Annotated in this window: 11 protein-coding genes; all 11 read left to right on the forward strand. The window is 62.5% G+C overall.

Annotated elements, in window-relative coordinates; translation table 11 throughout:
• The coding region (locus tag DBR24_RS33050) for an AAA family ATPase (RefSeq protein WP_256591687.1) at window positions 1-1,359 on the forward strand (1,359 nt) is incomplete at its 5' end.
• 10 nt (window positions 1,360-1,369) lie between these two features.
• Window positions 1,370-2,890, forward strand: coding sequence for a sigma-54-dependent Fis family transcriptional regulator (locus tag DBR24_RS20310; RefSeq protein WP_128615658.1), 1,521 nt, complete (start codon window positions 1,370-1,372; stop codon window positions 2,888-2,890).
• A gap of 93 nt (window positions 2,891-2,983) precedes the next feature.
• Entirely contained in the window at window positions 2,984-3,124 is a 141-nt protein-coding gene (locus DBR24_RS20315; RefSeq protein ID WP_003229566.1) for a hypothetical protein, read from the forward strand.
• 18 nt (window positions 3,125-3,142) lie between these two features.
• On the forward strand, window positions 3,143-4,339 hold the full coding sequence (gene tagH, locus DBR24_RS20320) for a type VI secretion system-associated FHA domain protein TagH (protein WP_128615659.1): 1,197 nt from the start codon (window positions 3,143-3,145) through the stop codon (window positions 4,337-4,339).
• A gap of 5 nt (window positions 4,340-4,344) precedes the next feature.
• Window positions 4,345-4,845 (forward strand): type VI secretion system lipoprotein TssJ, encoded by a 501-nt coding sequence (gene tssJ, locus DBR24_RS20325; protein WP_128615660.1) that lies wholly within the window; start codon window positions 4,345-4,347, stop codon window positions 4,843-4,845.
• 2 nt (window positions 4,846-4,847) lie between these two features.
• Complete coding sequence (gene tssK / locus DBR24_RS20330; RefSeq protein ID WP_123469904.1) at window positions 4,848-6,179, forward strand: type VI secretion system baseplate subunit TssK; 1,332 nt, start codon at window positions 4,848-4,850, stop codon at window positions 6,177-6,179.
• Between the two features lie 5 nt (window positions 6,180-6,184).
• A complete protein-coding gene (gene icmH / locus DBR24_RS20335) occupies window positions 6,185-7,060 on the forward strand; it encodes a type IVB secretion system protein IcmH/DotU (protein ID WP_016985783.1) in 876 nt (291 codons plus the stop codon).
• A gap of 13 nt (window positions 7,061-7,073) precedes the next feature.
• The gene (gene tssM, locus DBR24_RS20340) at window positions 7,074-10,613 is read left to right on the forward strand and encodes a type VI secretion system membrane subunit TssM (protein WP_123469902.1); all 3,540 of its coding nucleotides are present in this window, start codon (window positions 7,074-7,076) and stop codon (window positions 10,611-10,613) included.
• On the forward strand, window positions 10,613-11,341 hold the full coding sequence (locus tag DBR24_RS20345; protein WP_128615661.1) for a PP2C family serine/threonine-protein phosphatase: 729 nt from the start codon (window positions 10,613-10,615) through the stop codon (window positions 11,339-11,341). The genes tssM and DBR24_RS20345 overlap by 1 nt, the downstream gene beginning before the upstream one ends.
• The gene (locus tag DBR24_RS20350; RefSeq protein ID WP_128615662.1) at window positions 11,338-12,339 is read left to right on the forward strand and encodes a serine/threonine-protein kinase; all 1,002 of its coding nucleotides are present in this window, start codon (window positions 11,338-11,340) and stop codon (window positions 12,337-12,339) included. Before DBR24_RS20345 ends, DBR24_RS20350 begins: the two co-directional genes overlap by 4 nt.
• 28 nt (window positions 12,340-12,367) lie before the next feature.
• Window positions 12,368-14,404 carry a type VI secretion system tip protein VgrG gene (locus DBR24_RS20355; RefSeq protein ID WP_128615663.1) on the forward strand — a complete coding sequence of 679 codons (2,037 nt, stop codon included), beginning with the start codon at window positions 12,368-12,370 and terminating at the stop codon, window positions 14,402-14,404.
• The last annotated feature ends 114 nt before the right edge of the window (window positions 14,405-14,518 follow it).

The following is a 14,518-nucleotide window of genomic DNA, read 5'->3' on the forward strand; positions in this document are numbered from 1 at the left end:
GCCCTGCGTCGCGATGCCGAGGCCGGTCTGCTGATCGACCACGAAGCGCTGGATGCGCTGGAAGCGCGACTCGACGAAGCCGAAACCGAAATGGTCGCGCTGGAAAGCCTGTGGACCGAACAGAAACAACTGGCCGAGCGCCTGCTGGAACTGCGCCAGCAACTGGCCAAGGCCCGCGAAGCCGCTGCCGTTGAACCGACTGTCAGTGTTGAAGAAGACGCCGAAGGCACCGTGATCGAAACCCTCGCCGCTGAAGTCGAGGAAGGCCAGAGCGTCGAAGCGCTGGAAGCCGAACTGAATAAAACCCACAGTGCCCTGACCGCCGCACAAGTCAAAGAGCGTCTGGTCAGCTTCGAAGTCTGCCCGCGTCTGGTCGCCGAAGTGATCAGCGCCTGGACCGGTGTGCCATTGGCGCAACTGGCCCGCGAACACAACGCCAAGGTCGCCAGTTTCGCCACCGACCTGCGCACGCGCATCCGTGGTCAGGAACAAGCCGTGCACGCACTGGATCGCTCGATGCGTGCCACCGCTGCGGGCCTGAACAAACCTGATGCACCGGTCGGTGTGTTCCTGCTGGTCGGCCCGAGTGGCGTCGGCAAGACCGAAACCGCGCTGGCCCTCGCTGATCTGCTGTACGGCGGCGACCGTTTCATCACCACCATCAACATGTCCGAGTTCCAGGAGAAGCACACCGTTTCTCGCCTGATCGGTGCGCCACCGGGCTACGTCGGTTACGGCGAGGGCGGCATGCTCACCGAAGCCGTGCGGCAGAAGCCGTACTCGGTGGTGCTGCTCGATGAAGTCGAAAAGGCTGACCCGGACGTGCTCAACCTGTTCTACCAAATCTTCGACAAAGGTGTGGCCAACGACGGCGAGGGTCGCGAGATCGACTTCCGCAACACGTTGATCTTGATGACCTCGAACCTCGGTAGCGACAAGATCAGCGACCTCTGCGAAGACGGCGCACGTCCGAGCGCCGAACTGCTCGAAGAAACCATTCGCCCGGTGCTGAGCAAACACTTCAAACCGGCGCTGCTGGCGCGGATGAAAGTGGTGCCGTACTACCCGGTCGGCGGCCCGGTGCTGCGCGAGCTGATCGAGATCAAACTCGGTCGTCTCGGCGAGCGCCTGAACCGTCGTCAGCTGGATTTCAGCTGGTGCCAGAACCTCGTCGATCACCTGTCCGAGCGTTGCACGCAAAGCGAAAGCGGTGCGCGCCTGATCGACCATCTGCTCGATCAGCACGTGCTGCCGCTGGTGGCTGACCGCTTGCTCGACGCGATGGCCACCGGCGAAAGCCTCAAGCGTGTGCATGCCACGCTCGACGGCGAAGCCAGCGTGACCTGCGAGTTCGCCTGAGGTGGGTGTGATGTTCACTCAAGTGCCGCAGCCACTGGTCTACGCCGAAGCGTTGCTGGCGCAATTCGCCAGCCTGTCGCGGGCGGCGGACGGTGCTGCGTTGCTGGGTGACTTCGTGCGCGGTCTGGCCGAGCTGAGCGGGTGCGAATTGACGCAACTGTATTTGCTCGACGCCACCCACACCTGCCTGGGGATGAACGCCGAATGCCTCGACGGCGCGCTGCAACCGCGCGAAGCGGCGAGCCTGCCGGCGGACTACAACGGTGAGCAACTGCTGCAGTTCGCCCTGTGCCAGAACCGCGTGGTGTGCCTCACCGACTTGAGCGGCAGCCTGCACGAAACCAGCTTTCTGCCGGCGGTGGCTTCGCCGTGGCAGTCGCTGCTGTGCGTGCCGCTGGTCAATCAGCACAAGGCGGTGGAAGGTTTGTTGCTGTGTGCCAGCCGTCGCCGCGTCGACCTGCAAGGCTTTGCCGACTCGCTCGGGCAGCTCGGTTCGTTCGTGCTCGGCCAACTGCACTTGCTGCAGCGTCTGCGTCAGCCGCTGGCGGAATCGGCCACGGTGGCGCGCAGCGTGCCAAGCATCAGTGGTTACGGCCTGATCGGCAAAAGCGCGGCGATGCGCCAGACCCATTCGCTGATCAGCAAGGTCCTGCACAGCGCGTACACCGTGTTGTTGCGTGGCGAGACCGGCACCGGCAAGGAAGTCGTCGCCCGGGCAATTCACGATTGCGGCCCGCGTCGTTCCCAGGCGTTCATCGTGCAGAACTGCGCGGCGGTCCCGGAAAACCTGCTGGAAAGCGAACTGTTCGGCTATCGCAAAGGCGCGTTCACCGGCGCCGATCGCGACCGCGCCGGCCTGTTCGATGCGGCCAATGGCGGCACGCTGCTGCTCGACGAGATCGGCGACATGCCGTTGTCGTTGCAAGCGAAGATATTGCGCGTGTTGCAGGAAGGCGAGATCCGGCCGCTGGGTTCCAACGACACCCACAAGATCGACGTGCGCATCATCGCCGCGACGCATCGCGATCTGTCGACGCTGGTCAGCGAAGGCAAATTCCGCGAGGACCTGTATTACCGCCTCGCGCAATTCCCGATCGAGCTGCCGGCCCTGCGCCAGCGCGAAGGCGACATCCTCGAACTGGCCCAGCACTTCGCCGAGAAGACCTGCACGTATTTGCAACGCGATCCGGTGCGCTGGTCGAGCGCGGCGCTGGAACACCTGTCCGGCTACAACTTCCCCGGCAACGTGCGCGAACTCAAGGCTTTGGTCGAGCGCGCGGTGTTGCTGTGCGAAGGCGGCGAATTGCTGGCCGAGCATTTTTCCCTGCGCATGGAGCCGATGCCGGAGGACAACAGCCATCTGAATCTGCGCGAACGCCTGGAGCAGGTCGAGCGCACGCTGCTGCTCGATTGCCTGCGCAAAAACGATGGCAACCAGACCCTCGCCGCCCGCGAACTGGGCCTGCCGCGACGCACGCTGCTGTACCGCCTCGGCCGCCTGAACATCAATCTGGGAGATTTCGATGGGTAGGCAAAAGATCATCGTTTTTCCCGCAAAACCCCATTTCAGCGCCGCCCGCAAGGGTCGGCGCTTTGTGCTTTGTCTACACCTGGAGACCCTCTGATGTCTGTTCGTCACTGGCACGCTGTCCTGCTGACCCTCGTCGTTCTATGCGGCCTGGGCGGCTGTAGCGGCAACTACAAATTCAACGACAACGACTATCGCCCGTTGGGTGATCCGCAAGCGGTCAATCGCGGCAAGTGACCGCAAGGAGCATCAAACATGGAACTGGTTTTCGAAATGCTGAACACCAAGCAGTTCGTGCCCACCGAGTTGTGCCAGAAGACCTTTAAACAGGCCGGCGGCGTGATCGGGCGGGGCGAGGACTGCGACTGGATCATCCCTGACCGCAAGCGTCACCTGTCCAATCACCACGCGATTGTCAGCTACCGCGAAGGCACGTTTTTCCTCACCGACACCAGCAGCAACGGCGTGCAGGACGGTTCGAGCGGAGCACGTCTGCACAAGGGCGAGCCGGTGCGGATCGAGCACGGCAGCACTTACGTGCTTGGCGACTTCGAAATTCGCGCGCGCCTGGTGCGTGACCCGGCGACCTTCGACGGGGAAGTCGGCCGTCCGCGTGCTGCCGGCAGCATCATTCCCGATGACGCGTTCCTCGATCTCGACCCGCTCAACGCCCTCGAACAGCAAGAGCGCGTCTACTCGGAAATCGACGAGTTGCTGGCGCCGAACACCAAGCCGGAAGATTCCCGCCAGCGTGCCGACTACGCACGTATCGACATGGAAAGCCTGATGGTGCCGGAGCTGATCGCCGCGCCTGCCGAACCTGAACCCGCTCCGGCACCGAAAGCCGTCGAGCGTCAGAGCGAAGGTTTCTGGGAGCACTTCGGGACCGCACTGGGTGTGGACGTCAAAGGCCTGAGCCACGACGAACGCGAAGCCCTGGCACTGAACGCCGCGCGCCTGCTGCGGCAGAGCATCGGCGGTTTGCAGCAGAGCCTGCGTACCCGCTCGGAGCTGAAAAACGAATTGCGTCTGGCCCAGACCACCGTGCAAGGCACCAACAAGAACCCGCTGAAGTTCGCCGTCGATCCGAGCGAAGCACTGGAGATTCTGTTGCAGCCAAGCAAACCCGGCCACCTGCCGGCCGAGCAAGCCATCTCCCGCGCGTTCCGCGATCTGCAGGCGCATCAGGTGGCACTGCTGACCGCCAGCCGCGCCGCCGTACGCGGCACGCTGGAGCACTTCTCCCCGGAACAACTGACCCTGCGTTTCGAGCGCGACAACAAGCCGTTGATCGCCACGTCGGGCGGACGCTGGAGAGCGTTCGGCCGCTACCACCAGGCACTGCGTCAGGACGATGACTGGAGCGAGCGTCTGCTGGCCCGCGACTTCGCCCAGGCCTACGAAGAACAGATCCGCCTGATCTCCACCCTCCACACCGACCACCAAGGATGATGCGCATGCCTCGCCGCTCGACCGCTTTTTTCAAGACGCTGACTGCGCTCACCATGCTGGTGCTGCTCGCCGGTTGCTCGTCGCTGTCGCCGTACTCGAAAGTGACCAAGATCAACCTGAAGCTGACCGGCAGCGATCAGCTCAACCCGGACCTCAACGGCCGCCCTTCGCCAATCGTCGTGCGCCTGTTCGAACTCAAGCACCCGGTAACCTTCGAGAACGCGGATTTCTTCAGCCTCTACGAGCGCGCCAAGGAATCCCTCAACCCGGACCTGGTGGCCAGTGAAGAACTCGAACTGCGCCCGGGTGAAACCGTGGAGATGAAACTCAAGGTGGAAGAGGGCAGCGGTTATGTCGGCGTTCTCGCCGCTTACCGCGACTTGCCGGAAACCCAGTGGCGCTACACGGTGCAGATCACGCCGCTGGAAGTCACCGAAGTCGATCTGACCCTGGACCAGACCGGCATCCGCAACACTCATCAAGTGCTCGCCAAGGCGGATGACTGAACATGAATACCCATAAAGTCATTTGGCAGGAAGGCATGCTGCTGCGTCCGCAGCACTTCCAGCACAACGATCGTTATTACGATCACCAGATGAAAACCCGCACGCAATTGTTGGGTGGCTACACCTGGGGTTTCCTCAATCTGGAGATCGACCTGCAGTTCCTCAACATGGGCAAACTGGTGATCAGTGAAGCCTCGGGGATTCTGCCGGACGGCAGCCTGTTCGAACTCGGTGGCAACACCGAGCCGCTGGCCCTGGACGTACCGCCGAACACCGGCAACACGCCGATCTACCTGGCGCTGCCGCTGGTCACCGGTAACCATATCGAAGCGCGCCGTCCGGAGCAGTCCGACGTGCTGGCGCGTTACACCGCGTACGACGCCGAAGTCGCCGACTCCAACGCCGGCGACGATTCCGCCAGCCAGGTCAGCTGCGGTCGTCCGGACTTCAAACTGTTGCTCGGCGAGCAGCAGAGCGATCAGGCCTACGTGAAGCTGAAGATCTGCGACGTGCTCGATACCACGCCCGACGGCGTGATCAGCCTCGATCCGGATTTCGTGCCGACCTACATTCAGGCCCACGCCTCCAGCTACCTGCTGTCGTGCCTGAAAGAAGTCATCAGCATGCTCAACCACCGTGGCGACACGATTGCCGAGCGGATTCGCTCCAACGGCAAGGTTGGCGGTGCGGAAGTCGGCGATTTCATGATGCTGCAACTGATCAACCGCACCGAACTGCTGCTGCGTCACTACCTCGGTCTGGAGCAGGTGCACCCGGAAGAGTTGTACCGCACGCTGCTGACCATGCTCGGCGATCTGGCGACCTTCTCCGGCGAGAGCAAACGTCCGCGTCTGGACAGCCGCTACTCCCACGCCGACCAGGGCGGCAGTTTCCGCAAACTGATGGAAGCGATCCGTCAGGTGCTGTCGATGGTGCTCGAACAGCACGCCATCGAGCTGATCCTGCAAGCGCGTCAGTACGGCATCATCGTGTCGCCGTTGCACGACCACAAACTGCTCGGCTCGGCGTCGTTCGTGCTGGCGGCCAGTGCCAACTGCGACTCCGAAGAACTGCGCCACCGCTTGCCGGCGCACCTCAAGGTCGGCCCGGTGGAGCGCATTCGCCAACTGGTCAACCTGCACTTGCCGGGGATCAAGGTCAAACCATTGCCCGTCGCTCCACGGCAGATCGCGTTCCACTCGAACAAAACCTACTTCATCCTCGAACTCAGTTCCGAAGACCTGGCACAACTCGAGCGCTCCGGCGGCTTCGCGTTCCACGTGTCCGGCGAATTCGCCGAGCTTGAACTGAAATTCTGGGCCATCAGGAACTGACCGACATGATCAAGGAAACGGATTACAACCAGGACGACAAAACCGTCCTGCTCGATCGTCAGGGCCACGGACCGGCATCGAGTCCGCTGACCGACTTCGCCGCGCCGCCGCGTTTCGAGCAACTGGAAGAACGCATGATCTACGCCGCGCGCCTGCGTCCGGCGGAGGCGTTCAACATCAGCCTCAACTCGCTGGTGGCGGCCTCGTCCGAGTTGCTGTCGGAAGTGGTGCGCCTCAAGCACAGCGAAACCCGCGAAGACCTGTACGCGCTCAACGAGCGCCTGACCGCCGGGCTCAAGCTGTTTGAAGTGCGCGCCCTGCACAATGGCGCCGAAAGCAGCCAGGTGATGGCCGCCCGTTACGTGCTCTGCACCGTGGTCGACGAAGCCGTCGTGACCACGCCGTGGGGCAACGAAAGCGAATGGTCGCAGATGAGCCTGCTCAGCAGCTTCCACAACGAAACCTTCGGTGGCGAGAAGTTCTTCCAACTGCTCGATCGCTTGTCGAAGAACCCGGTCAAGCACCTGCCGATGCTTGAGCTGATGTATCTGTGCCTGTCCCTCGGTTTCGAGGGCAAGTACCGCGTGCAGGCGCGCGGCATGCTCGAACTCGAAGGCATCCGTGACGCCCTGTACCGCCAGATCCGTCAACTGCGTGGCGACGTGCCGCGAGAGCTGTCGCCGCACTGGGAAGGCCTCAACGATCAGCGTCGCAACTTGGTGCGCATCGTGCCGGCGTGGATGGTGGTGCTGTTCACTTTCGTCTGTCTGGTGGTGATGTATTCGGGCTTCGCCTGGGTCTTGGGCGAGCAGCGCGACACCGTTCTGCAACCTTATCAGCCGCTTGATCCGGCCGCGGTGCAACCGCAGTCGCAGCCGTAAACAGGGACGTGTGATGAAAAAGTTTTTCAAGAAAGTCGGCGCCTTCCTGCGCCAGACCTGGGTCTGGACCCTGCTGCTGGTGCTGTTCGTGGCGCTGCTGGTGTGGTTTGTCGGCCCGTTGTTGGCGGTCGATGACTACAAGTTCTGGGAGAGCCCGACCTCTCGCCTGTTGACCATCGCCGTGCTGTTCCTGATCTGGGGCCTGACCATGGTCTTCGTCAGCTGGCGCGCCGGTGTACGTAAGAAAGAAGTCGAAGCCACCGAAGATGGCCAGGATCGGATCCGCCGCGAAGAGCTGATCGACGACGAGGAGAAAGAGTTGAAAGCGCGTTTCAAAGACGCGCTGAAAACCCTGAAAACCTCAAGCCTGTATCGCGGCCGCAGCGAGCGCTGGCGCAACGAACTGCCGTGGTATCTGTTGATCGGCCCGCAGTCCGGCGGCAAGACCAGCCTGCTGGATTTCTCCGGTCTGGAATTCCCGATCAACAAGATCGACCGCAAGCTGACCCGCGACACCCAAGGCACTCGTCATTGCGATTGGTACTTCGCCGACCATGGTGTGCTGATCGACACCGCCGGACGTTACATGACCCAAGGCGAGAAAGACGTCGACGGCAGTGCCTGGACCACCTTGCTGGAGCTGCTGCGCAAGCGTCGTCGCGGTCGTCCGTTGAACGGCGTACTGGTGACCATCCCGGTGGAAATCCTCACCGGTGGCAGCGAGCAAGACATCGACACCCTGGCGCGCCAAGTGCGTGGTCGCCTGCAAGAGATTTATCAGAAGCTGCACGTCGACGTGCCGGTGTATCTGGTACTGAGCAAGGCCGACAAACTGCTGGGCTTCGACGAGTTCTTCGATCAGCTGACCCGCGAGGAAAGCGATCAGGTGTTGGGTACCAGTTTCCGCAAGGACCAGGTTGGCACCGACGTGGCTGTGCTGCGCGGCGAGTTCGAGGAACTGCTGCGTCGCCTCAACAGCCAAGTGATCATGCGCATGCACTCCGAGCGTGACACGCAGCGCCGGGGCCGCATTCTCGATTTCCCGCATCAACTGGGGCAGATCGGCGAGCACCTGTGCCTGTTCGTCGACATGGCGTTCACCGGCAACCGTTACCAGCGGGCCACGCAACTGCGTGGTTTCTACCTGACCAGCGCACCCCATCTGGTTCAGCAAATGGACGAGACGGCTGCCGCCATCGGCGCGAATCTGGGTGTGAATGCCGGTGTGCTGCCGACCCTGCGCAGCGGTCGCTCGCGGTTCATCCATCATTTGTTCAGCCAGGTGATTTTCCCCGAGGCCGATCTGGCCGGTCTGGACAAGCGCGAACGCAGCCGCATCAACTGGGGCCAACGTGCGCTGTACGTCGGCGCACTGGCGGCACTGGCGCTGTTCGGCATGCTCTGGGCGGGCGGTTTCTCGGCCAACTATGAGCGTCTGGAAAACCTGCGCAATCTGGCGCAGAACTGGACGCAACAACGCTCGGCGCTGTCCCCGCGTGATGACGCGATGGGCGCGCTGAAAACCCTCGATACCAGCTACGCCGCGACCCAGGTGTTCCCGAAAAAGGGCGACGTGTCGTACCACGAGCGTGGCGGTCTGTATCAGGGTGAAGACGTCAATCCAGTAGTCAAAGAGGCTTACGAGCGCGAGCTTGAAAAGCAACTGCTGCCACGGGTTGCCACCCTGCTCGAAGGGCAGATCCGCGCCAACATGAAGGACCGCGACCGCCTGCTCAACAGCCTGCGCGCGTACCTGATGCTGAACATGAAGGACCGTCGCGATGCTGCGTGGCTCAAGGACTGGATCGCCACTGACTGGTCGCAGCGCTACACCGGCAACACCGCGGTGCAGAACGGTCTGAACGCGCATCTGGAGCGTCTGCTGAAGCAGCCGTTTATCTACCCGCTGAACGAACAGTTGGTGACCCAGGCGCGTCAGGTCCTGCGCAGCGAATCGCTGGCCACCGTGGTGTATCGCATGCTCCGCGAGCAGGCGCGCAACCTGCCGGACTACCGCTTCAGCCAACACCTCGGCCCACAAGGCTCGTTGTTTATCGGCACCGAATACGTGATTCCGGGCTTCTACACGCAAACCGGTTATCAGCAGTATTTCTCGGTGCAGGGCTCGGCGCTGGTCACCGACATCCTGCGTGACAACTGGGTGCTGGGCGAAGGTGCGGGCATCAGCGACATGGACTTGCGTCGCCTGATGGTCGAGCTGGAGCAACTGTACTTCCGCGACTACGCCAACTACTGGAGCGAAGCCGTTGGCCAGGTGGCCCTGCCGCCAATCAGCGACGCCGGTGAAGGCGCCGAGCAACTGGCGGGCCTGACCTCGGCCAACTCGCCGGTGCTGGCCTTGCTCACTGAAGTACGCGAGAACACACGCTTCCCGGCCGCCGCCGATCCGGTGGATGAAGCCGGTGATGCCGCCGATGCATTGGCGGGGCAGAAGGGCAAACTGGGTAAAGTCGGCAAGCTTGCCGCCGCCGCAGCGGACAAGGCTTCGGCCCTGAACGTGGCGAAGACCCTGCCGGACACCGCGAAGAAGTCGCTGCAACGCCGCTTCGAACCGCTGCATCGTCTGCTCGATGACAACAACGGTCCGGCGGCAGACCTGACCCCTGCGCTGAGCGCGCTCAACGACCTGCAGCTGCAACTGTCCGGTCTGGCCCGTTCCAGTACACCGGAACAAGCCGCGTTCGAAATGGCGAAAACCCGCATGAGCGGCCAGCGTGATGCGCTGACCAACCTGCGTGCTGCCTCGGGTCGCCTGCCGCGTCCGCTCAGCGTGTGGTTCAACGTGCTGGCCGAAGACTCGTGGCGTCTGGTGCTCAACGATGCCTACCAATACCTGAACGGCCGTTATCAGAACGAGCTGTACAGCGTGTATGGCAAAACCATCAACAAGCGTTATCCGTTCAGCGCCAGCAGCACCAGTGACGTGGCGATCAGCGATTTCCGCGAGTTCTTCCGGGCTCAAGGCACCGTCGACCGCTTCTTCGACAGCTACATGCGTCCGTTCGTCAGCGGTGATCCGGGCAACTACCGGATGCGCAGCGTCGATGGCCACAGCCTGCCGGTATCGAAGATGTACCTCGACCAGATGGCCGCCGCGCTGACGATTCGCCAGAGCTTCTTCTCGATCAACCCGGCCGAGCCGACCGTGCAGTTCAAACTGGAGCCGTACACCCTCGACCCGGCCGTGAGCCGTTCCGAGTTCAAGTTCGGCGACAAGACCATGGAGTACCGCCACGGTCCGATCCTGCCAATGTCGTTCAAGTGGCCGACCGATGCTGAAGACGGTCGCACCAGCCTGGTGATGGACAAGATGGCGGGGCGTCCGATCGGCATCGAGAAGAACTCCGGCCCATGGTCGCTGTTCCGTCTGTTCGACCTGATGCAGACCGAGTACCTGACCGGTCGCGACGTGCTGGTGCTGAAAGCCGATGTGGGTGGCCTGCGCGCCAACTACCTGCTGACCAGCCAGCGCACGCCGAACCCGTTCGACATGGGCGTGCTGCGCACCTTCCGTATGCCGGTGCAGCTCTGATGCTGGTGGCCAGTCCCTGGCGCAGCGCGGCGCGTACCGACCCGGGCAAGGTGCGGTCGCGCAACGAAGATGCCTTCCTCGACAATCCGCAGCAGGGGCTGTGGGTGGTCGCGGACGGCATGGGCGGTCATCAGGGTGGCGACATCGCCAGCCAGTTGATCGTCGCCAGCCTGGCTGAACTGCCGCAACACGAGGACTTCGACGAACGCCTCAAAGCCATCCGCCAGTGCCTGCACTGGCTGAACCGGCGTTTGGGGCAGGAGTTGACGGTCACCGCCGGGCGCCACGACAGCATCATGGGCAGCACCGTCGTGGCGCTGCTGGTGGAAGGCAATCGCGCGGCCTGCATCTGGGCCGGCGACAGCCGTTGTTACATGTGGCGTGGGCAGCGGTTGTATCAGCTGTCCAAGGATCATTCGCTGCAACAGCAACTGATCGACGAGCAACAGATGAGCGTCGAACAAGCGGCGGCGCACCCGGCGGCTCAGGCGTTGACCCGAGCCGTCGGCGCCGCCGAACAACTGACCCTGGATGTCCTCGAACTTGAGGTCTATCCGGGCGATGCGTTTTTGCTCTGCAGCGATGGTTTGTATCAGGGCCTGAGCAGCGATGCCCTCGGCAACGCCCTCAGCCTCAGCGCGCCGCACGTGGCGCTGGAACGTCTGTTCGACGGCGCCCTGCGTGGCGCCGCCCGGGACAACCTGACGGCCGTGGTGATCCGCCAATGACTGAAATCGAATCCGCAGTCGATGACTTGCTGATGAGCGAAGAGCAGGCCAACAACCTGACCTACTTCGCCTTCGCCAAGGCAAACAAATCCGAGCCGTTGCTGGCGCCAACCAAGGCCAGCATCGGTGCACTGCCGGACGTACTCGCCGGTCGCTACCACCTCGAGCGTCTGCTCGGGGCGGGCGGCATGGGTGCGGTCTATCGGGCGCGGGACCTGCTGCACGAGCAGTTCGGCGATCCCGATCCTTACATTGCGCTGAAAATCCTCAGCGAAGAATTTGCCGAGTCGCCGGACGCCAGTGCCTTGCTCTACAGCGAGTTCGCCCTGACCCGACGCCTGCGCCACGACAACGTCGTGCGTGCACACACTTTTGAAGTCGACACCGACTGCCAGCGGGCCTTCATCACCATGGAATACATGCGTGGTCTGACCCTGGACAAATTGCTCTGCGAGCGGCCCCTGGGCCTGCCGTGGAAAGAAACGCGCGACATCGCGCTGCCGCTGCTCGATACGCTGGCCTACGCCCACCGTCGCGGCGTGCTGCACGGTGACATGAAGCCGAGCAACGTCATGCTCAGCGAAGACGGCCTGCGCCTGTTCGACTTCGGTCTCGGCCAGGCAGTAGAGGGCGCGCTGCCCGGCCTGCCGCACCTGAGCCGCGAGCGTTTCAATGCCTGGACCCCGGGCTACGCCGCCCCCGAACTGCTTGAGGGCCAACCGTTGTCGGCCAGCGCGGACGTGTACGGCGTGGCTTGCGTGATCTATGAACTGGCGAGCGGCAAACACCCGTTCCGCCGCTTGCCCTCGACCCAGGCCCGCGACGAGCACCTGGAGCGCGAACTGCAAGCCCCGGCGAACCTGCCAAAACACGGCTGGCCAGCGCTAAAAACCGCGCTGAGCTTCAATGCGGCAGAGCGCACCATCACTGCCGACCAATTGCGTGACGCTTTGGGCGCCACTTCGTCCTGGTTGCAACGTCTGCGGCTTCGGGCGTAACGGACGACATTCGAACAGGGAGCACTTTATGTTCAACCCAGCTAACGAAACCCACTTCAGCCTCAAGGTCGAAGACTACGTGGGCGACCTGCAAGTGCTGTCGTTCACCGGCACCGAAGGCATCAGCCAGCCGTTTCGCTTCGACCTCGAACTGGTCAGCGAAAACCCCGATCTGGACCTGGAAAAACTCCTGCACAAGCAGGCATTTCTCGCATTCGATCCGCAAGGCTCAGGCATTCACGGCCAGATCTACTGCGTCGCCCAGGGCGATGCCGGCAAGCGCCTGACCCGCTACAAGGTCTCGCTGGTGCCGCAACTGCAATACCTGCATCACCGCACCAACCAGCGCATCTACCAGCAAATGTCCGCGCCGAAAATCATCGCGCTGATCCTCGACGAACACGGGATCAAGGGCAACGCCTACAGCTTCCAGCTCAGCCAGCCGTGCCCGGATCGCGACTACTGCGTGCAGTACGACGAAACCGACCTGCATTTCGTCCAGCGCCTGTGCGAAGAGGAAGGCATTCACTACCACTTCCAGCACAGCGAAAAAGCCCACCTGCTGGTGTTCGGCGACGACCAGACCGTGTTCCCCGACCTCGGCCAGCCAACCGCGTACGTGCAAGGCAGCGGCATGGTCGCCGAAGAACCGGTGATCAAAGGCTTCAAACTGCGCCTGGAAACCCGCACCAGCCGCACCACGCGCCGCGACTACGACTTCGAAAAGCCGCGTCTGCAAATGGAAGCGGCCTACAGACCCGATGGCGAAAGCACTGAGCCAGATCTCGAAGACTACGACTACCCGGGCCGCTTCATCGACCGCGCGCGCGGCAAGTTCCTCAGCCAGCGCGCCCTCGAGCGCCACCGCGCCGACTACCGCCAGGCCGAAGGTCGTGGCGACCAGACCAAACTGGTCAGCGGCCATTTCATGGCCATGTCCGACCACCCGCGCAGCGAGTGGAACGACCTGTGGCTGCTTACCGAAATCTTTCACGAAGGTAAGCAGCCGCAAGTCCTCGAAGAAGGCGTGACCAGCGACACCACCGACAACAAGGACGACTTCCACCAGGGCTACCGCAACACCTTTCTCGCCACCCCGTGGGACGTGTTCTACCGCCCGGCCCTCGAACACTCGAAACCCCGCGTACTCGGCAGCCAGACCGCGATGGTCACCGGCCCCAAAGGCGAAGAAATCCACTGCGACCAATACGGCCGCATCAAAGTGCAATTCCACTGGGACCGCGAAGGCCTGGCCGACGACAAAACCAGCTGCTGGCTGCGCGTCTCCAGCTCCTGGGCCGGCGACCGCTACGGCGCCATCAGCATCCCGCGCGTCGGCATGGAAGTCCTCGTCACCTTCCTCGAAGGCGACCCCGACCAACCGCTGGTGACCGGCTGCCTGTACCACAAGGAAAACCCGGTGCCGTACGCACTGCCGGCGAATAAAACTCGCAGCGTGTTCAAAACGCTCAGCTCGCCGGGGGGCGGCGGTTACAACGAACTGCGCATTGAAGACAAGAAAGGTGCCGAACAGATCTACATCCACGCCCAGCGCGATTGGGATGAAAACGTTGAGCATGACCAGAAGATTCGGGTCGGGAATGAACGTCATGACACGGTGGTGAAGAACACCTACACCGAACTCAAGGCTGAAGAACACCGCACCACGATCAGTGATCGCAAGGTTGAAGCGAAGCTGGATGATCACCTCACGGTTGGGCAAAACCAGCATGTGAAGCTGGGCACGGCGCAGCTCACCAGCGTGGGGAAAGAGATTCACCTCAAGGCTGGGGACAAGATTGTTATCGAGGCGGGGACAGAGCTGACCATTCTTGGGGGTGGGAGCTTTATCAAGCTGGATGGCGGTGGGGTTACGGTGGTTGGGCCGGTGATCAAGATCAATGCCGGGGGCTCGGCTGGGTCGGGCACCGGCATCGGGATTAAACCGCCGGCGCTGCCGGGGGCGGCGGATAAGGATAAGGCGGGGAGTTTGATGGATCAGGCGTTGGGGAATGCGCCGCCTGAGAAGGTTAAGCCGAAGGCTTTTTTTGTGTTTTCTGAGTGATCGACATGAATGGTTTTTTTGAGAAGAGCAATGGCGTCGCGATGGCGGTTTTCATCGCGTCGCTGTTGAGCCTGTTTCATGGCAGAGCTTATGCGGATGAGTGTCCGTCTGAGG

This window comes from Pseudomonas sp. HMWF006 (assembly GCF_003061205.1).
In the GTDB taxonomy this organism is placed as follows: domain Bacteria; phylum Pseudomonadota; class Gammaproteobacteria; order Pseudomonadales; family Pseudomonadaceae; genus Aquipseudomonas; species Aquipseudomonas monsensis.